Genomic DNA, 20096 nt, shown 5'->3' with positions numbered 1-20096 from the left:
GGTGCAAAGACTCTTTTGCACCTCGACGTTACTACGACATAGTTTGGAGACGATCATGAGTGGAACACGCAGAGCGGATATACACCGCGGCTTAGAAGTAAACATTGTGCTAAAGAAAGATCAACGTAGTGGCGCGCTGACGCAAGGCATCGTCAAAGATATTCTAACCAACTCGCCAAATCATCCTCACGGTATCAAGGTGAGACTAGAAAGCGGCGATGTTGGCCGAGTGAAAGAGATCCTATAGCGGGGTCAGAGTCGATTTACTCTGACCCCATTGATTTGACGCTGGCTGAGCCGGAAGTTTTGACGCTGAGCATGGTTGAACCTTTATAAGTTAAGCTCCCACTGCCACTAATGGCTCCGTCTAGCTTTTCTACGTTGCCCAGTTTTACGGTGCCGGAGCCTGAGATCGACACCTTAGCGTGTTTCACGTTAAGGTTGGAAAGATCTAAGTTGCCGCTTCCCGAAATATCAATATCTAATGTCTCGACACTTCCTGTCGCTTTAAAGCCACCAGAGCCGCTTACGCTCACTTCAAACGTGTCACCTTCAATAGATTCTAGTTCTATAGACCCCGATCCTGAAATGCTCGATGATAGATCGCCAGTCACTTTTCCATTTATCGCAACTCGACTTGATCCGCTAATGTTGAGCTCGTTAAGCTCTTGCAGCCCCAGTTCAACCTTTACCTTATCCGTACCGGAAATCGAGCGTTCACTTTTGATGGTTAGACGGTCCATGCTGACGGACGTGGCTATGTAGGGTTGAATGTTGGCATCAGTGGTAATTGCTATAGAATCCTCTTCTCCAACATTGATCGTGGCTGAATAATTTCCTCTTAAGCTCACTTCACTGAATGATGGGGTCTCAATGTCTTGCGTAACAATATCGCCATTTCCGCGAACGCTAGTTGTACTGCATCCTTGAATTGCGAGCATCAGTGCTAAAACGCCAGTAATTTTGATCCACGTATTCATTAACGTTCTCTCTCAAATAGAAGTTTTTTTCATTTACCCAGGCAGCCAATACAGACGCCTAGTTAAGGGGAAAATGACTCATAGTTCATTGTATTAAAGACGGTTTTATTGTCACTGTCCAACAGCGGTGTAAAAAAGTGTGGATGTGCAAACACTGTGTGAGCAGCAGATATAAGCGGGGAAAGACAATGTAAGGCATGATAATGGTCTTCTCAAGTCCAGAGCTGGACTTAAGAGCGCGCAGAGAGCTTGTGTCGGAGCATGGCAATGGATCGTAAGCTAATTATTCATGCTCATGGCTAAAAAATGGGTGCTCCGTTTGCTCATCTTTACCTTGCAGGTGCACCTGCTCCTCGCGTCGTTGTTTGTCGTGCATCGCGTCGATCAACTGTTTGTCTAGTCGAGCAAAATATAGATCTTCTTCAACTTTTCCGTGTAACCGGAGTTTCTCGGTGAAGTCCATGGTAGTCACCTCGCTGTGTTTGACTACTCCTATGAGTATAGCCGTCATCGCGGGTTAATTTGTGAACTACTTCTAAATGGACAGTAAAAGTGAGCCACGGAAATCAGCCAATTCCACAATTACCTCCTTTAGCACTGCAGATACAACTACGATGGTCTAAAGTATTGAATTAGCAACGACTTAGGTATTGTTTAGCATACCTAATGGTTGCGCGCTAATCGTTGTACTTGTTGCGAGAATTGGATTCTGTGAAAGGGTGTTTAAGTATGGATAACAGACGTTTTGGAGACATGGAGTTGAGTCCACTAGGATTAGGCTGCTGGGCCATCGGTGGCCCTTTTTGGGAAGGTGACAAACCACTTGGCTGGGGAGAAGTGAACGACAAAGAGTCAATTTCAGCGATCCATGCGGGGCTAGATGCAGGAATAAACTTGATTGATACTGCCAATATTTACGGTGCGGGGCACAGTGAGTATGTGGTGGGTAAAGCCATTAAACACCGCCGAGACAAAGTCATTGTTTCGAGTAAATTTGGGTTTGATGCCGATGAGAAAACCAAACAAATGAAAGGTGTGTTTACACAGCCTCATGAGATTGAAGCCATGTGTGAAAACAGTTTGCGCCGTTTAGGGACGGATTATCTCGATATCTATTTTTTACATTTGAATGATCATCCCATTGACGAGGTCGAACACATTCAAGCGACATTAGAAAACTTAGTCACCGCAGGAAAAATCCGTCGTTATGGATGGAGTACCGACTTTGCCGATCGTGCTCAGCATTTTGCGCAGCAAGATAACTGCTCAGCAATTCAGTTTGAGCTCAATGTACTTAGTGACAACTCAGAGTTAGTGGCTGTATGTGAGCGCAACAATGTGGCAGGCTTTAATCGTGGTCCATTGGCCATGGGACTACTTGGTGGAAAATACGATAACGGCGGAACATTAAGTGAATCTGACGTACGTAAAATATCACCAGATTGGATGAAGTACTTTCATGATGGTGTTCCTTCACCAGAGTTGCTTAAAAAGCTTGGTTTGATTCGTGAAATACTCACCTCAAATGGTCGAACGGTGTCGCAAGGTGCATTGGCGTGGCTATGGGCGAGAAGTCCAAATAGTGTGCCTATTCCAGGCTTTAGGACGGTAGAGCAATCGCTATCTAATGCCAAAGCAATGGAGTTTGGCCCGCTCGCGGCTAGCCAAATGGAAGAGATCGCGAGATTGTTACGGTAGTTCTTTAATACGTAACAGGCAGACAGGTATTTCTGTGTGAGTAAAACACCTCATTAGGCGTTGAGCGAAATAATAGGGGTTCAACGTCTTTCAAAGTTGCACATACCATCGATAAACATCTGCATGGCTGGATTCACGCTTGCTGCCTCTTTAACTAGTACTTCCGCAGACCACAATGCAAACTGATCATTAAGAATAGTGAAGTCGTCATTTAGATTGGCACTATTGCAGATAAATTGGGGTAGATGTCCCCAGCCAATTCCGGTTTTTATTAGGTTTAACATTTGATGGACATTGTTACACACCATATGTCTGTGGCTGACCAAATCAGCTTCTCTTAAACCTAATTCAGCCAAAAATGAATAGGTTAATTGCAGTTTGTCGGCAAGGGCACGTTCGGAAGCATCTCTAGGTAATTGCCATTGAGCTGGAATAACTCGCACTACTTCAAAATCAAACGCTTTTCGTACCTGCAATTCTTTCGACAGCATCACTGCGGCAAATGCTAACCCCACGTCTGCTTTGCCAGACAAGACCCATCCTCTGACCTGTAAGGTATCACCGTTGAGTACTTTTAAATTCAAATAGGGATACTTTTGCAATATATCAGCAAGGAGCAAGTCGATTTCTTGATCGATGAGGCTGGTATCGATTGCTACCGTTAATCTATCGGGTACTCCCGAATGCATGCTGTCTATTTTCGCTTCAAAGTGGTCTGACTCATTCAATAGCGCTTTTGCGTATTTATACAGCTGCATACCTGTTGGCGTGACTATCAACGAGCGGGGCAAACGCTCAAACAGTGTTAGCCCAGTGTCGATCTCGAAATTGTTTACTTGTTCGCGCACTGTCGATACATGTTTACCCAACTCACGCGCCGCCTGCGCAATGCCCTTGTGTTCAACAACAGCAACAAACGCCTGCATCTGTTCTATGGAATAAGTCATGGATTTCTCTATATTGTTTTTAGTGAGGGTTTAACCCTACTCTCAGACTCTTTGAGATTAGTAAATATCATAGATAATAGCGTCATCAAGTCAACTAGGTCGCACAACGAATCCAAACTAATTTCTTTGAGGGTAATAACATGAAAACATTCAAACTAAATAAAATAGCCACAATCGCTGCTTTATCTATGGCGTCAATCGCTGGTGTAGCCGATGCGTGCTCTCGTATCACTTTGGATACACCACATGGAGTATCAACTGTGCGCTCATTAGATTGGGGTGTCCAACTAGGCAACGTTGCTCAGGTAAATCCAGTTGGACTAGAGCGCTCATCAGAGGCCCCTAGCTATGAAAAATCGATGAAGTGGACGACGAAATACCATTCTGTTGCACAAACTGAATGGGAAGTGTTTCATGGTGTTGCGTCGGACGCGATCAACTCTGAAGGCTTAGGTACATCACTGCTGTACATGTACGACTCTGCAGAATTTATTAAAGACTATAAGGACACTGGCGCACCTGCAGTCTCTTTCTTAGAACTTGTCTCTTATGTCAACGAGACTTACGCTTCTGTTGATGAAGTTGTTAAGGCGTTTGAAGCTAATGAGTTTCAAATTGCTTGGAAAGATGGATTGCACGGTGTTCAACATGGTTTGCATTTATCTGTTCAAGACAAGACAGGAGATATCGCGCTGTTCCAATTGAATAAAGGCGGCGAAATGGTTGTCCATCGTGGTGATGTTGCTAGTGATTTACGGGTTATGGCAAATGCTCCCCTGCAACAAGAGCATCGCGATTACGTAAGTCGAGTTGATTTGAACAACTTAGAAGCGACGAGCATTCCATCTTCAATTTCGTCAAAAGATCGTAACCTACGTGGACTGTTTAACACCATGCACGTTGGCTTTAGTTCGGACGCGTCTTGGGCTCAAACACGAGGTAAGCTTCTGAGCACCTACAATGCGGGCAATTTGGTACCACAAGATCTGATTGACCCAGTGAACGGTGAAACCTATGCAACATGGACTCAATTTGTGTACAACCATGAAAATGGCGATTTCCTATTCACTAACTATGATACTCGTGAGCAAATTGGCTACAACTTCAATGACACGACGAGCTTTACCGAGCCAATGTGTGCTGACACAGTAGCGCTAGCTTCACAAGGGTTAAACACCGCTACATTCAGCGTATGTGAACAAGTCGTTGGACAATAAGCAGCATAGGGAATAGACAGTAAAAAAGCACCGATGGGTGCTTTTTTACTGTAAGGGCATGCGCAGCACAATCGGTCGAATGCCAATGTTAATGTCGCGTCACCCCAAGAATTCTCATGGCTCGTGTAACGCAGTCTTCAGCGTCAGAAGGCTGTTCAAGTTCCTCAAGAATATTTTGTAATTTGCGTTGATTGTCGGCCAGCTTTTGCTGTATTTGGGTAAGAGTTGCCATCTTTTTTACAACTGCCGTCTTTAAGGCATCATGTGACCAAAGACCTTCGGTTGGCTGAGTGCCTGGCAATAACGCTTTCAGCTCTTTATTGGTAAACCCGACTTCTTGTGCTTGCAAGATCAGTAATATCAAATCAACCGCCTCTATAGGGTATGTGCGGTAGCCATTTGCTTGTCGCGTACCTAAGTTCAGTAAGCCTTCTTTTTCAAAAAAACGAATTTTCGACGGGTTAAGGCCCGTTTTCTTTGCCAGTTCACCGATCTTAAGCATTTGCATCTTTCCTATTGACCTTAAATCATGGTTTAAGGTTAGGCTGTTTCGTATTCAGACTCAATAGGAACAGACGATGATTTTTACTCCTTTAACGTTGCCCAATGGGCAAGTGCTTCCAAACCGCATTGCGAAAGCCGCAATGGAAGAAAATATGGCAGCGCCGAATCGCTCACCGTCACAACAGATGTTGGCGCTCTACCATCGATGGTCTCTTGGTGGCACAGGATTACTAATTACGGGGAATGTCATGGTCGACGGTCGTTACATGACGGGACCAGGTAACGTCGTGCTAGAAAACGACGAGCATTTGGATGTCTTTCAACAATGGGCGAGTAAAGCTAAATCAGCGGGTAACGCTGTGTGGATGCAAATAAGCCACCCTGGTCGTCAAACGCCATCTAACATTACGCAGCAAGGCATTGCTCCTTCTGCAGTTGATCTCGATCTTGGCAAGTACTCGAAAATGTTCGCGCCGACACGAGCGATGGAGGTCGCCGAAATTGAAGAGGTGATCGAGCGTTTTGTCACCACGGCAGTGCTAGCTGAGAAATCAGGCTTTGACGGTGTTGAGGTGCATGCTGCGCATGGCTATTTGATCAGCCAGTTTTTGTCGCCACTTGTAAACAAGCGTACTGATCAATGGGGCGGTAGTATTGAGAATCGAGCAAGACTGCTGTTGTGTATTATTGATAGGATCCGAGAAAAAGTTCGTTCAGACTTTGCCGTAGCGGTGAAACTCAATTCTGCCGACTTTCAGCGCGGAGGATTTGAGCCAAAAGATGCGAAAGCTGTAGTGAGTATGCTCGAGGCAAGAAACGTAGACATGGTCGAGCTGTCTGGAGGAAGCTACGAAGCGCCAGCGATGCAAGGCTCTGCAAGAGATGATAGAACCTTAGCCAGAGAAGCCTATTTTGTTGAGTTTGCCAAAGATATAGCTAACGGCACGCCACTGCCAATTATGACGACCGGAGGCATATCTCGTCGCCCTGTCGCTGAAAACGTCCTTGAGCAAGGGATCGATATGGTGGGTATCGCCACTGGACTGGCGTTAGTTCCTGAGCTGCCAAAATTGTGGCAGCAAAATAAGGACACATCGACAAGCCAGCCGCAAGCGAGTCTTAAGCCAATTGCATGGGAGAATAAAACCTTAGCCGTTCTTGCCCGAATGGCGCAGGTGAGGCAATCCATGCAACGACATTCGGTTTCGACTAAAGTAAGGCCTCAGCAGCCTTATTGGTTAGCGATAGTAAAAGATCAATGGCTTTCCCAACGCAGCGTTAAACAGTACAAGAGTTGGCGTGCTAAGCACTAACTAATAAAAGTCGGCGTGAATGATCGGTGGGGAGATATGGTCTTATCTGCCCCACAGGATCAATGACTCGTTCGTCGATAGTCTAGAATGGTATATTGCGTCAATTTAGCTAATGTCGTTCTTTAGAAAACGAGATTAGCTAAGCGGAAATACTAAAATAACCAGATAAGCCCCGAATTTTTCATCACTTGAAAGCGGCTTCGTTGCGACTTGCTGGTTCGCGTTTTCTCATTATGATTGTTGAACACATCTTTGCGCATTTGAAGCCATTCGGGCGATCCCCAAACTAAAGATAACTCTTTGAGCTTATTGTAGTTGTCTAACAATTGCTGGCTCACTTCTTCGCCGTAAAAGTAATAACCCATTTCGTTATTGTACAGTCGAGATCGATAATCAAAATTTGACGTACCGATGAACCCTAGCTGCTCACTAAAGAAAAATTTGGCGTGCAGCTTTCCGTATTCTTGCGCTCCACCCAAAATAGTAGAGTCTCGCCGACCTGTTTGATAAATGGTGACTCTAGGGTTATTTACGGCCTCGAGCCATGCTTGTGAATTGATATAGTCGGGGTTCAATTCTGACCCTTTCATACTCTTTACCCACACTTCGCGTAACTCATCATTTAACAGCAGTCGCGGAGCAGTATCCATGTCGATTACGCTTTGGGTAAAATAGTTATCACTGGTCAGGATAGAGTTGGTTAGTATTTCGACGTTGACGTTAGGAAAACGTTCCAAAAATGCCTTTAGTGCTACTGCACCGTCATAAGTGATTTCGCCTTGCTTATTTTTGTACTGAGGTGTGAAAAGATACGGTGAAACAATGCGAAGGGTGCTGGCTGTGTTGCGATCGGCCGTCTGTTCAAGTTGCTCTACTGCTGCTTTGAGAATCCCTTCAATAGAGTTAGTGTTTTCCGCTTTGGTTTGTTCTGCATCTTCGACAACGTTGGTGCTAGAGAAGTTTTCAAGTTGATGAGCAAGTCGAACTTGTGAAGTAGCAAACCCCTCTAACAGGTAACCTTCCATGTTGTCGTATGCGCTGCGAAAATCCTCTACTTTCATCAAATCAGACAGTGATTCTTGAGCCTTGTCTTTCCAGTATTCATAGCCGTCGGGGTTTGCCGCGGTAATTTTTCGATTTCCCTCGTGCAAAAATAACATCGAGAAATATAGGCTACTGGTCTCGCCGACAGACATTCCGTCATTCTGGTCATTGTCGCGGTCTGCTGAGCGTAGTAACACCTCAAGATCCAGGTAGGCGTGTGGATTGCGATTGCCTTCATCATCCAAACCGTAGTAATCCATAGAAACATTTCGCCCACCAGTAATGGTGACATCTTTGCCTAAGAAATGACCATCCTTAATGAAGAGCTTGTCATGCGAGCGTCTGTTTCCCCACGCTTTTGTACTGGTGAGTGCATTAATTATCACAAATTGAACACGCGCTTTGTAGGGGGTTTGATTGCCGTAAAAATCACGGATATAACCTGCATCATCTGCGCATGTTTCTAACGCCTTTATTGGGTTATGAAAGGTATCAATTGATCCCAAGGAGTCCACCATAATGCGTACATCGACACCACGCTTAGCCGCATTACATAATGCGCCCAATATAGATTCACCCGCTTTGTCGTATTTAAAAATGTAGTAGGTGAGATCGATGGTGTGTTCGGCATTATCTATGAGCCATATTTTTGTGGCTAAAGATAGAACGGACTCTTCATAGTCGACGCCAATTACTTTTGAGAAAGCATTATTTATAGGCGTTGTATAGGCATGAGAAACTTCGATGGGATCTTCTTCGAGTTTGTCGGCGCTTATCCAAGTTCGAGAAGCATAGAGGTAATCGCTAAAATCATCATTAGAATGTGTTAGCTGCTCTTCGAACAAGTAGTTCATAGCCTCAAACGGTGATGTTTCAACCTCGGGTACACTGCTGCAACCAAGTAAAGCGATACTGCAACCTAAACTGCATAGAAGTTTTTTCACCATGAAAAGTGCCTTAATTTCAGATTGTGCGGTGACGAGGCCATTAGTATTACGGACCTTTAACCCGGCACTGAGAATCGTTGGTAGTTATACAGTTTAGAATAGAGTGCAGTTCAGAGTTTAGACACTCATTGACTAACTAAAAATGATACTTGGGTGCTGAATCATCATTTTAGGCTGTGGGGTCAGAGTCAATCGACTCTGACCCCAGCAGTTGATTGGCGATATTGGTGATAAACCGGTGACAGGAATCTAGGCTTAATGTCGAGCCAGTTTGGGCGTTTTGTGTGAGCGCAAATATCGTTTTGAGTTCTTCTTGATACGTTGGGTAGTATGGTAACGATGAAACGTACATGTCATCTAGATTGTGATGCCAGGTATTGTCCTGAGGTGCAATCAGCAGGTAAGCGGCGCGCAGAATCTTTTTAGAAATTGATTTAATCTGTTGAGAATTTGCCGTTTGGCTGAGGAACGACTGATACGTATCACTGAGATCCTCATTGAGGCCTACTGCGATGTCAAAACTTGGCTTGTGCTGGGTAAACTCTTTGGAAAGGTCGTCTCCCCAAAGGCAGCAACAGCAATGTTTGAGCCAAAATTGCCAGCGATACAACTCTGATGGCTGTATTATTTGAGAATGCTCGCCAGGGTCGAAATCGAGCTTGGTGATAACGGTGTGCTTGGCTGCAATATCTTCAGAAAGGTGTTCGAGTGCCAGAACATCCTTTTCTGACACTTTCGACGTGAATACCACACTCATATCTAAATCAGAACAGTAGGGAATAGCATCGCCGCGGCCGATACTGCCGTATAAATAAATGCTATGAAGCCGCTCGCCAAAAGACGCAACCAGCGATGAGATTGTATGATCAACAACGGCTGTAAATTCGGGCTGGATATTGCTCACAGAGTAAGGGGTGGTGATGTACCCTTGCTTATCAAGTCCCTTAGTGCTTTGTGTTTGGTTGGTCACTTTTTCCCTTTTGTTCAGTCCTTTAGGTATGGATTGCGTGTCCTATTTACGAGCTGTTTTATATAGTCAACACTCTTCGTAAGTTATCAGATAGTGATTATATAGTCGCTCTTTTCTTAGACAAATCTTTAGGCAGATGGTTTTCCATTCTCATAACAAAGCGGGCTAATAGAGTTGTGCTCGAACAGGTTGTATAGCTGGTTTCTAGGCAGTTTCAATACTTTTTAAGTTATCTTCTATAGAGTCAAATAGTGTTTGGCTAAACATTAAACATTAAACATTAAACATTAACCATTACGATAAAAATACATGTCAGAAAAACTAAATCGACTTAAAAATAGCCACCGTTCTCATTGAAAATACTGATTTAGTTTAGCTAGGCGACAGGTTGTTGAATTTAATGGCGGTATGTTGTTTTTATATGAGCGTATTTAGTTGGGTGACAAAGACAAAATTAGTCCATAGAGATGTCAGTTTTTATTAGGGTATTTTTTCATAAAGGTTAGTTAAAAATCCTGTAAATGCACTGTAGTTTTCATGGTTCGGATTAGATTCTTCATTAGCGTAATCAATGATTGTTTTGGATTTTTCTTCAATGCTAGCAACGGTTTCTCTGCCTATTTCTGAGACGGTGATTATTTTCTTTACGCGCATTGAAGAGTCATCAACTTTTACCGAAACCATATTGTCGTTGACCAGCTTTTTTATTACGGGGTTAATTCTAGCTGGAGATACGTGCATCCCCTTAGCCAATTGATATTGTGTGCAGCCGTCAGTGTCGCAGCTGTAAATATGCTGTAAGACGAAATAATCAAACAACGAAAACTTGCCAGGATAGTAAATGCTGACGACTTCTTTGAATTCTTGAACGATGCGGTACATCAAGAAAGATGTGCAGGATTTCAAAGGATACTCCTTTTTAAACAGGGTGTTGAATCGTAGCATAACGTTACTTGCTTTCGGTAAGTCAGTAGAGAATCTTTACATAACTTTAATCATCTAAATATTTGTTTACACTCAACTCGTTCGTAGTTGGTTATCGTTTATTAATGAGTTCCCAAAGCATTTAATTTAGCATGGAACCTTGTTGGGTTGTTGTTTAGTATTTGTTGTTCAGCTGTTAGATTACCATTATATTTTTCAATGATTGAGTCTTTTAACCATTCAAATTTTTAATTGCTAAAAAGTTGAGGTTCATCTCAATTGTAGCTCAGCCGCGAAATTGATTATATTTTATATCGCCCCCTAACTTGCTGTATCTTAAGGGTTTATGTTTTTTTATATTGTATTTTCAGGTGATGGTTTTTGATAATTAATTACATTTTTGTGCTTGAGATCACTGTTGGCGCAAGGCGCTAGTCTTTTTTATTTTTTTTTATTGTTGATCGTGGGTGTGGCCTTTTGACAGGGCTTATTTGTCTGAGCAAAGTAAAGCTATTGCGAAATTATTGTATTCATCGCAATGCCCAATCAGGGATATATGGATTAATAAAAAATAAGAAAAGGCAGTAGGTAATATGAAAAAAACACTAGTAGCAATAGCGGTAATGGGCGTAGCCACTTCAGCAGCTGCGATAGAACTGTATAACCAAGATGGCGTCTCGGTAGAGCTTGGCGGCAATATTGAAGTGTACTACAGCAACTCATTTGACGACTCTGAATTCAAACAGGAACTTGGCGATGCCGATTTCAGTTTCGATACTCGATATGCAGTGAATGACGAATTTTCTATTGGTGGATTCTGGGAGTTCGACGGAACCAACGATGCCTCGCTAGGTGATGCGTACGTTGGTTTTTACACCAACAGTTACGGAAGTTTGGTTGCGGGTAAAGCGGCTACAGTACTCGATGACATGGGTATTGGTTCGGATTATCAATTCGGTTTGACTTCTACTGTTGATGCTATCGACTTTGGTGGCTTTCAGGTTCTTCGATATAACTTAGACACCGACATGTTTTATGGTGGTGTTGGTGTAATGCAAAATCGCGGTCAAGAGAACATCGCAACTGGTGACGCTGATGGAATGCTCATTGACGGCAAGATTGGTGTCCGCTTCTCTGGATTTGACGTTGTTGCATTCGCTGGTCAGGAAGACATTATTGACAAGGACGACAAGTCAACCATTTACGCTTTAGAGGGTCGTTACTCGTTTGACGCAGTAAACCTAGAATTGGGTTACTACAGTGTAACTTTGGATAAGTCTAACGATTTGGGCGGCGATACCTTTGCGATTGCTGCAGACTACTCTATTGATGCTTGGTCATTTGCAGCGGGACTTTCTAATGTAAGCCCTGAAGACTCTAACGCATCTTCGTTTAACGAAGGCTTCATCAACGCAGGTTACTCGATTGCACCATTTACAACGCTTTACGCTGAAGTTGGTTTCAATGGAGATGATGCAGTAAACGAATCAACCGCATTCGCGTTTGGTATTACTGCTGAGTTCTAAGAGCAAAGCCGAAAGCTTCATTGTAAACGGTTAGTTCTAAAGTAGCTCGCTGCATGCGCAAGGGTTAGAGAAAAGCTTATAAAAAGGCTTGCTGACGATCCCTTGCGATGCAGAGAGCTACACTCTCTAGTCTCATCGATGCGCTAGATTTGCAAAAAATTACTTAAAACTGGTTCCAGTAAAATTTGTTTGAGCAGCCTCAAAAACAAAATTCACAGCGAATACTGTCACCTCATCAAAATTCCCATGTGTTGACTTGGCGAACTAGCCTAAGTCGGCCCATAACAAGATTCACAAAGAATCCACTGTCTTGGCCCATTGGATGGACTATTAGTTGTTGGTAAACATGCTTTTGCAGCTACAACTGTGATTGCCCAGTATAAGTGCTACGGATGGCACTCTTTTTTTCAACGATGACGGATTCAATATTCTTAAACGTTGTGGGGTCAGAGTAAAATCACTCTGACCCCTTCGTTATACCTTAACCTTATAGTTGAGATCTCTTGCTTCGTCGCCAGTCATGCCTCTAAAGCCCCAGCAATGTGGTGGCTGTTCGTGGAGTGTGATTTCAATGTCTATGGGGGCAATCCCTAACTTGGCGTTGATGTTAGTAAAAAGCGTTTTGATCAGCGCTTTCTTGGTTGTCACCTCACGTCCTTGCATCAGGTTTATTTCAATGACGGTATAACTGGCGCTGCGCCCACCTGGAGCGTAAAAGTCTTCGGCATTCATCGGAATAAATCGGTGTGCACGTTTATCTTCTGGTAATCCTAACACCTCGGACATAGTTTGGTGGATCACATCAGATAGTTCAGCTTTTATCGGATTAAGACGCTCTTTGATTCCATAGATAAGTATCACAGCAACTCCATGTACATGATTTCAATCGATGCGTTCTACTCTATTTCAAAGAGCGGCTGAAGTGAATGGGTAATTATTGCACGTAAATTGTGGTATTTCTTTGCGAATCTGACTGCGAAGGAGTACTATCAGCGCGATCTATAAGGAGTACATCATGAGTTCTACCACCCTAAACACATTTGCAAATAAAGTCGTAAAATCCGGTCAACTGTTTCTTCTTAGTGCCGACGACGAATACTTGGTCGTAGACTCTGTTGAGTATGCCGAAACCGACGTAATGCCAATCTTCTCAAGTAAAGATGCTGCAGCAGCGCTGTGTAGCGACGACTGGGCAGAGTACCAAGTGGCTCAAATCGCTGTTGAAGACTTTTTTGAACAGTGGCTACCAGAACTAGACAAAGACGGCATCATGCTGGGTATTGATCTAGATGTTGAGCTACAAGGCGAAGAAGTAGAAGCATTTACCTTTGGTAAAGCACTGGCAGATAACGAAATTTAATCTGCAGTAACCTAGAGTTTTCTAAAGGCACTCAACGAATCGTTGAGTGCCTTTTTTGTTTTATACGTTTGCAATGATTAAGCACTTGTCAGTGACGTTTCTACTGCAGATTGGTTAGCCTGTGACAATTTCGGCGAACTGACTTCATCCACCAAATACAGCAATGACTGATAGTTAATACCACTATGGTGTGAGAGTCCAATTTCACAGCTGCGGCTATTACTAAACCCGCGCTCACAGGATGTGGGGACTTGCTCTTTTAAGGGGGCAAGTGCGTTTTTATTGAGCTCGGGTGTTGAAAATCCTTTGTCACCAGCCCAACCGCAACACTCGATATGTTCTGGAATGATCACATTGTTTGAACAGCGATTCGCCAGGGTTAGCATCGAAGACGATAACCCCATGCGTTTAGTGCTGCAGGTGATGTGAAGCATGACCGGTTCGTCGGTCGCCGAAATGTCTAAATGCTCAATCAAATGTGATTCTACAAATTGCATTGGTTCAAAAATGGTCAGCGGCTTGGTGCAGTTTTCTAGCATGCGTTTTACACAAGGGCTTGTATCCATCACAACAGGGTATTTGCCTTGCTCGCTGGCTTCCCACAATGCGTGCACCAGTTGAGCTGACTTTTGATTGGCGATGCTTGGCATACCTTTGCTCTCGTAGGGCATTCCGCAGCACTGCCCGTCCAGATTCGAAGGTGTGATAACGGTATAGTCAGCTTTCTCGAGTAGGCTTAGCATGACTTGGGGCAAAGAGCGTTGGTCTGACGCACCGTGAGATTGCCCCATGGTTCGGCTGGCGCAAGAAGGGAGGTAAACCACTTTTTTCGGCGCATCCATTGGTGGATTTGGCAGTGTATAATGGTTGGCGGTGGGCATCTCTTTTAGCCACTTAGGGGTACGATTGTTAGAGACTTTACGTAATCCGTTGACGGCTTTATCCATCGCCTTGTCTCCAATTAAACGAGCAGAAATGCCATTAATGGCGAGCGCAGATTTGACGATTTTTGTGGTAGCGGAAAAATGATTGGCGCTCCATTTAGCAATAGGCGTGAACTTTTCATATTTGGCCTGCCGAAGCTGTTTCACTAGGTCCCCAGTGTTGATCCCCACTGGACAACGGTCGGCGCATAATCCAGTGGCTGCACAGGTATCAACACCTTGGTATTCGAATGTATCTTCTAACTCGTCGGTCGCTTCGTTATTGGCGTGGCGGCGTTGGATCTCGCGATACATTACAATACGTTGCCGAGGGGTTAATGTAAGGCCTTTAGAGGGACATACAGCTTCACAAAACCCACATTCTATGCATTTATCGACAATAGGATCTGCTTTTGGTAGCGGCTTTAGATGCTCTAAGTGAGCGTTGTCATTATCGTTTAGGATAACGCCGGGGTTAAGGAGTTTTTCTGGATCTAGGATATGCTTGATTTGCTGCATCAATTGGTAGCCTTCTGTACCCCACTCAAGTTCGACAAAGGGTGCCATGTTTCGGCCGGTGCCATGTTCTGCCTTAAGAGAGCCTCCAAACTCTTGTCCAACCAATACCGCCACTTTTTGCATAAAGTCACCATAACGGGCGACTTCACTTGGGTCATCAAACCCTTGGGTAAACACGAAATGGAGGTTTCCTTCCAATGCGTGGCCAAATATGATCGCTTCGTTGTAGTGGTAGTCATTAAACAGTGTTTGCAAGCAGCGTACACCTTCAGCCAATCTTTCAACAGGAAAGGCAACATCCTCGATAATGACTGTAGTGCCGACTTCGCGTACTGCACCCACCGCAGGGAACATTCCTTTACGCATGCCCCATAATTGGCTGACTTGCTGTTCATTTTGAGTAAAGTCGATTTGATTAACGATTTTACCTTGGTCGATATGGTCGTAAACTTGAAAAATCAGTGTTTCAAGTTCTTGCTGATCACTGGCGTGCAGCTCTACAAGCAGCGCGCAGTGTTCAATTGTGAGATCGCTGAGCAAACTTGGCATGTTGGGCTTGTCTGCGACAGAACTTAACGCACGGCCATCCATCAACTCTACGGCCGCCACATTAAGGTTGGCAAGTGAAGAGACGGCATGACATGCGCTTTCAATATCGGGCATGACGATGAGTGAGCTGGCCTTTACCGGATGATCTTCCACCGTGTTATAGGTAATGTCGGCAATAAAGCCGAGCGTGCCTTCTGAGCCCACCATCAAGTGGGTCAATATATCTATGGGGTCGGTGTAATCGACCAGTGCGTTTAGCGCATAACCGGTTGTGTTTTTTAATCGATACTTGTGCACGATATGAGAAGTAAGCTGTTGGTTATTAGCCACCTCTTTTTGCAGCTGTTGTAGTGCTTCTAAAAGATCAAAGTGAGAATGTCTAAAACGCTCGACGCTGTCTGGATCACTGGTATCTAGGACTGTCCCATCAAAGAGTACTATGGTCATTGAGTCGACAGTGTTGTAGGTATTGTGAGCAGTACCGCAACACATGCCGCTGGCGTTATTCGCTGCGATGCCGCCAATTTTGCAGCTGTTAATTGAAGCAGGGTCAGGGCCAATCTTTCTACCAAGCGGTGCAAGGTAGCGGTTGGCATCTGCGCCGATAACCCCAGGTTGGAGACGTATTTTTCGGCCTTGTTCAACTATTTCGTGGCTTCGCCACTCGTCACTTAAGGTAATTAGAACAGAATCAGAAATGGCTTGTCCCGAGAGACTGGTACCTGCCGCTCTAAAGGTATAGGGGATTTTCAATTTTCGACAAAGCTGCATGGTAAAGACCACCTCATCGAGAGTGCATAGTTTAACAATCAGCTTTGGAACCATCCGATAAAAACTGGCGTCGGTACCATGTGCTAAGCAGAGGTCTGGGTCGGTAATGAGTCGGCTGGAGTCAACACGTGCACTTAGTAACTCGATTAATCGTTGATGGGGCATTGGCGACATAGCAAAACACTCGGCTTGTTAACATTTTGTTACTTTACCTCTTTTCATTTTGTTAATTAATGGAAATAATGAAAATTATTATTTCCAAAAGTGCATAAATGATGAAAGCAGACGATCTGGTGTTATTTTGCGATGTGGTGGAGTTGGGCTCGTTCAGTCGCGCTGCCGAGGTACATAACCTGACCAACTCTGTAGTGAGTAAGCGAATTGGCAAGCTTGAGCAAACTCTAGATGTGCAACTTTTGTATCGCAGCACGCGTAAATTACGCATGAGTGAAGCGGGCCAAAAGTTGCTTGAACATGCTCAACGGGTCAAACAAGCAACCAGCGGCGCTGAGGAAGCGGTGAGGGATCTTGGGCAAACGGTGACTGGGCAGATTAAAATGTCGGTGCCAACGATTTCTGGCGAATTGGTATTGGCAGAAGCGGTAGCGGACTTTTGTCGCCTGCATCCTGGGTTACACGTTGATATGTCGTTGGAAAATCGTTTTGTGGATCTGTTTGATGAAGGTATGGATCTGGTTATTCGCACAGGCTACCTAGAAGATTCGTCCATGATCGCTAGGCACCTAATTGATGCACAGTGGATTGTGTGTGCATCGCCGCTTTACTTGTCATCTAAAAGTCGGCCTAGAACGCCCCAACAGTTAACGGAACACAATTGCTTGCTCTATACCTATCAAGCCACAGGATCCAATGAATGGGCGTTTAAGGACCACAATTCACCCTATGCGGTGGTAGTGAACGGGAATTTTTCTACTAACAACGCAGGTGTGCTCAAAAGAGCGGCTATAGCAGGGCATGGCATTGTTTATATTCCAAGATGTTTGGTATACAACGAGCTTCAACGGGGAGAGCTCGTGGATCTATTTCCAACAGAAGTCGCTAAAAAACTTGGAATCTACGCAGCCTATCCCTATACAAAACAACCACTTAAAAAAATCACTTTGTTGATAGAGCATATACGGTTAGCCTATCAGAAAATTGCGCATACATTTTAAGGATAAAAATGATGTCAAAGCTATGGATAGCGGTTGCCGCAGTTGCTGCGGTGACGGGGCATGCTTACGCGGGAAACCTGGTAAAAGTGAAGTACCAACCCGCAACCACACCACATGAAATGCAGGTTAAGCACTTAATTGAGCAAAGCGGTGTCACGACCGAATTTGAACAAGTTATCGATTTGTATTTTCCTCTAGACAAAGAATTACGGCTAATTTATGGCGGCCGTGAAGGACCGCTGTACGACCCTCAACTTCATGCTATGTACGTGCCTTACACCTTTGTGGGGGAAGCATTAAACTATTTCTTGCAAGACAGAGAGCAAAAACTTGCAGAGATTGGGGCGATTGATACGTTAATGCACACTCTACTGCACGAAGCGGGACATGCTTTGGTGTTTGATAACCGAATCCCAATTTTGGGCAAAGAAGAAGATGCGGTAGATAACCTCGCTACATTGCTGATGATCAAGTATGTGGATAAAGGGGCTGAAGCTGCCATTAATGCAGCCACGATGTTTGACTATGAATCACAGGACGGGAATGAGTTTTACGATTACAGTGAGTATATTGACGAGCATAGTTTTGAACTGCAGCGTTATTTCTCTACGTTGTGCCTAGTATACGGAAGTAACCCCCAAGTATTCGACGAATTGTTGGACGAAGTAGAAGAAGAGAGTTTAGAAGACAAGCAGGATACCTGTATAGCGACCTTTCAAGACATTGATGAAAACTGGCACCACTATTTGATAGATTAAAAAAATGGCTACCCGAGGGTAGCCATTTTTATTAGAAGCGATGTTCTATATTTATTGCATCAGCGATTAAGCTTCTACAGGTTTTGGATCTTCTACTGATTCGTCAACGGCTTTCACAAGTAGTAGACCAACACCCATAACGATAGCGCCACAGAATACGAAGATCATGCGTCCCCATAGTGGGTTAGGTAGTAGGAACATAGCCATGATTCCAACACCTGCTACTGCAATCAGTGAACCAAGCATGCGACGTTGTTTGTTGTCTAGCTTCTTCTGCTCAGTAGACTCAGAAACAAGTGGTGTTGCAAGGTTGTCGAAGAACTTGTCTACGTTCTTTTGACGCTCTTCTGAAAGTGGCTTGTAGAACATAGTAGACACTAGGAAGAAACCACCAGTGAATACGATGTGGCTGATTAGGCCGATAGCAACTTTAAGATCTGACCATTCACGACCGGTTAGCTCGTTAAGACCAAATGCCGCTTGGATCATTTCTGGGTTGATGACAACACCTACAATGTAAGATACGAATGCACCTACAAGAAGCGTACCCCAACCAGCCCAGTCTGGAGTCTTCTTGATGAAGAAACCAAGGAATGCAGGGATGGTCATTGGGAAACCAATCAATGCACCAACGTTCATCATCGCATCAAATAGGCTTAGACCTTTAAGTGAGTTGATGAATAGTGCGATTAGGATAATAGCAATACCAAACGCCGTTGAAGTGATTTTAGATACTGTTACAAGCTCACGCTCAGTCGCGTTTGGACGAAGGATCGGCTCGTAGAAGTTCTTAACAAAGATACCTGAGTTACGGTTTAGGCCTGAGTCCATAGAAGACATGGTCGCTGCAAACATTGCTGCGATTAGAAGACCAACCATACCTGCTGGCATGAATTCTTGTACGAAGTATAGGTACGCGAAGTCAGCTGCTTTTTTACCGGCTTCTGGGTACGCTAGCGCTAGGTCAACACCTTGACCTGCAATGAACCATGAAGGCATGAACCAGATGATTGGGCCCATAGTCATTAGTACACAAGCAAGAAGTGCTGCTTTTTTCGCGTTGTTTGAATCTTTCGCCGCAAGGTAGCGGTAAGAGTTAAGCATGTTGTTGGTGATAGAGAATTGCTTGATGAAGATAAAGAATGCCCAGATACCAAAGATGCTTAGGTAGTTAAGGTTGTTACCTGATACGAAGTTCGCGCCTTCGTCGACAGGGAAGTTCGCAACGATTTCACCAACGCCACCACCTTGTACGATAGCAACAACGGCACAAGTTACTGTTACTGCCATGATGATAACCATCTGCATGAAGTCAGATGCGATTACCGCCCACGAACCACCAGTTACAGACATAAGTAATACTACTAAGCCTGTTACGATGATCGTGGTGTTCATGTCGAAACCGAAGATACCTGATGCGATGATCGCAAGACCATTTAGCCAAATACCTGCAGAAATAACGCTGTTTGGCATGCTCGCCCAAGTAAATACTTGTTCGTTCTTATTACCAAAACGCATACGAATCGCTTCGATAACCGTAACAACACGTAGTTGGCGGAATTTTGGAGCGAAGTATAGGTAGTTCATCAAGTAGCCGAACGCGTTCGCTACGAAGATAACCGCTACAGCAAAGCCATCGTTGTATGCTTTACCTGCAGCACCGGTAAATGTCCAGGCACTGAACTGTGTCATGAAGGCTGTTGCGCCTACCATCCACCAAAGCATGCTACCGCCGCCTCGGAAGTAATCACTGGTTGTGCTAGTAAAGGTTCTAAACATCCATCCTATTGCAATTAAGAATAGGAAGTAGATGCCAACAATAACTGTATTGAGTTCCATCTTTATACCTTAAAAATTATGTGTTCAAAATTAACGTCGACATCATAACCATCTATGTTTCAATTTGTACTACAATAACTCAAAAGCGTGACACATGTTTCAATATGTAAGATTTATTAATAATACAAGTGA

General features: G+C 44.2%; 18 protein-coding genes. 8 read left to right on the top strand and 10 right to left on the bottom strand.

Translation table 11 applies throughout. From position 1 onward, the window contains the following. Window positions 1-55: 55 nt before the first annotated feature. On the top strand, window positions 56-247 hold the full coding sequence (locus JQC93_RS12420; RefSeq protein WP_084884990.1) for a YwbE family protein: 192 nt from the start codon (window positions 56-58) through the stop codon (window positions 245-247). Between the two features lie 16 nt (window positions 248-263). On the opposite strand, the gene JQC93_RS12415 is transcribed toward JQC93_RS12420, so the two are convergent. Continuing rightward, a complete protein-coding gene (locus JQC93_RS12415) occupies window positions 264-980 on the bottom strand; it encodes a head GIN domain-containing protein (RefSeq protein WP_205158761.1) in 717 nt (238 codons plus the stop codon). Between the two features lie 283 nt (window positions 981-1263). Next, window positions 1264-1443 carry a hypothetical protein gene (locus JQC93_RS12410; RefSeq protein WP_205158760.1) on the bottom strand — a complete coding sequence of 60 codons (180 nt, stop codon included), beginning with the start codon at window positions 1441-1443 and terminating at the stop codon, window positions 1264-1266. Between the two features lie 266 nt (window positions 1444-1709). Here JQC93_RS12410 and JQC93_RS12405 point away from each other — a divergent pair, with 266 nt between their 5' ends. Further along, on the top strand, window positions 1710-2678 hold the full coding sequence (locus tag JQC93_RS12405; RefSeq protein ID WP_205158759.1) for an aldo/keto reductase: 969 nt from the start codon (window positions 1710-1712) through the stop codon (window positions 2676-2678). 80 nt (window positions 2679-2758) lie between these two features. Here the strand turns inward: JQC93_RS12405 and JQC93_RS12400 are convergent, their stop codons facing one another. Further along, the gene (locus tag JQC93_RS12400; RefSeq protein ID WP_205158758.1) at window positions 2759-3625 is read right to left on the bottom strand and encodes a LysR family transcriptional regulator; all 867 of its coding nucleotides are present in this window, start codon (window positions 3623-3625) and stop codon (window positions 2759-2761) included. 140 nt (window positions 3626-3765) lie between these two features. Between JQC93_RS12400 and JQC93_RS12395 the strand changes: the two genes are divergently transcribed. After that, window positions 3766-4842 carry a linear amide C-N hydrolase gene (locus JQC93_RS12395; protein ID WP_205158757.1) on the top strand — a complete coding sequence of 359 codons (1077 nt, stop codon included), beginning with the start codon at window positions 3766-3768 and terminating at the stop codon, window positions 4840-4842. An 88-nt stretch (window positions 4843-4930) separates the two neighbouring features. Here the strand turns inward: JQC93_RS12395 and JQC93_RS12390 are convergent, their stop codons facing one another. After that, window positions 4931-5344 (bottom strand): MerR family transcriptional regulator, encoded by a 414-nt coding sequence (locus JQC93_RS12390; protein WP_205158756.1) that lies wholly within the window; start codon window positions 5342-5344, stop codon window positions 4931-4933. Window positions 5345-5420: 76 nt separating this feature from the next. Between JQC93_RS12390 and JQC93_RS12385 the strand changes: the two genes are divergently transcribed. Next, a complete protein-coding gene (locus tag JQC93_RS12385) occupies window positions 5421-6659 on the top strand; it encodes an NADH:flavin oxidoreductase/NADH oxidase family protein (RefSeq protein ID WP_205158755.1) in 1239 nt (412 codons plus the stop codon). Between the two features lie 152 nt (window positions 6660-6811). Here JQC93_RS12385 and JQC93_RS12380 read toward each other — a convergent pair whose 3' ends face one another. From JQC93_RS12380 to JQC93_RS12370, 3 genes are all read right to left on the bottom strand, one after another. Continuing rightward, window positions 6812-8650 (bottom strand): phospholipase D-like domain-containing protein, encoded by a 1839-nt coding sequence (locus JQC93_RS12380; RefSeq protein WP_205158754.1) that lies wholly within the window; start codon window positions 8648-8650, stop codon window positions 6812-6814. Between the two features lie 169 nt (window positions 8651-8819). Then, window positions 8820-9620 carry a nucleotidyltransferase domain-containing protein gene (locus JQC93_RS12375; RefSeq protein WP_205158753.1) on the bottom strand — a complete coding sequence of 267 codons (801 nt, stop codon included), beginning with the start codon at window positions 9618-9620 and terminating at the stop codon, window positions 8820-8822. Between the two features lie 480 nt (window positions 9621-10100). Next, window positions 10101-10565, bottom strand: a complete 465-nt coding sequence (locus JQC93_RS12370; protein ID WP_205158752.1) for a MarR family winged helix-turn-helix transcriptional regulator — start codon at window positions 10563-10565, stop codon at window positions 10101-10103. Window positions 10566-11137: 572 nt separating this feature from the next. On the opposite strand from JQC93_RS12370, the gene JQC93_RS12365 reads away from it, so the two are divergent. Continuing rightward, window positions 11138-12070 (top strand): porin, encoded by a 933-nt coding sequence (locus tag JQC93_RS12365; RefSeq protein WP_205158751.1) that lies wholly within the window; start codon window positions 11138-11140, stop codon window positions 12068-12070. Window positions 12071-12544: 474 nt separating this feature from the next. Here JQC93_RS12365 and JQC93_RS12360 read toward each other — a convergent pair whose 3' ends face one another. Continuing rightward, window positions 12545-12931 (bottom strand): tautomerase family protein, encoded by a 387-nt coding sequence (locus JQC93_RS12360; protein WP_205158750.1) that lies wholly within the window; start codon window positions 12929-12931, stop codon window positions 12545-12547. Window positions 12932-13085: 154 nt separating this feature from the next. Here JQC93_RS12360 and JQC93_RS12355 point away from each other — a divergent pair, with 154 nt between their 5' ends. Beyond that, the gene (locus JQC93_RS12355; RefSeq protein ID WP_205158749.1) at window positions 13086-13430 is read left to right on the top strand and encodes a DUF2750 domain-containing protein; all 345 of its coding nucleotides are present in this window, start codon (window positions 13086-13088) and stop codon (window positions 13428-13430) included. Window positions 13431-13507: 77 nt separating this feature from the next. Here the strand turns inward: JQC93_RS12355 and JQC93_RS12350 are convergent, their stop codons facing one another. After that, window positions 13508-16366: an FAD-binding and (Fe-S)-binding domain-containing protein gene (locus JQC93_RS12350; RefSeq protein WP_205158748.1), complete on the bottom strand. Its 2859-nt coding sequence runs from the start codon at window positions 16364-16366 to the stop codon at window positions 13508-13510. A 101-nt stretch (window positions 16367-16467) separates the two neighbouring features. Between JQC93_RS12350 and JQC93_RS12345 the strand changes: the two genes are divergently transcribed. Further along, window positions 16468-17367 carry a LysR family transcriptional regulator gene (locus JQC93_RS12345; protein ID WP_205158824.1) on the top strand — a complete coding sequence of 300 codons (900 nt, stop codon included), beginning with the start codon at window positions 16468-16470 and terminating at the stop codon, window positions 17365-17367. A gap of 8 nt (window positions 17368-17375) precedes the next feature. Further along, window positions 17376-18125, top strand: coding sequence for a DUF4344 domain-containing metallopeptidase (locus JQC93_RS12340; RefSeq protein WP_205158747.1), 750 nt, complete (start codon window positions 17376-17378; stop codon window positions 18123-18125). A gap of 66 nt (window positions 18126-18191) precedes the next feature. Here JQC93_RS12340 and JQC93_RS12335 read toward each other — a convergent pair whose 3' ends face one another. Further along, the gene (locus JQC93_RS12335; protein ID WP_205158746.1) at window positions 18192-19964 is read right to left on the bottom strand and encodes a sodium:solute symporter family transporter; all 1773 of its coding nucleotides are present in this window, start codon (window positions 19962-19964) and stop codon (window positions 18192-18194) included. Window positions 19965-20096: the final 132 nt, after the last annotated feature.

The sequence above is a fragment of the Vibrio ulleungensis genome, assembly GCF_016900875.1.
In the GTDB taxonomy this organism is placed as follows: domain Bacteria; phylum Pseudomonadota; class Gammaproteobacteria; order Enterobacterales; family Vibrionaceae; genus Vibrio; species Vibrio ulleungensis.
The sequence above is the reverse complement of the archived record's forward strand: the minus strand, read 5'-3'. Positions and strand labels throughout refer to the sequence as shown.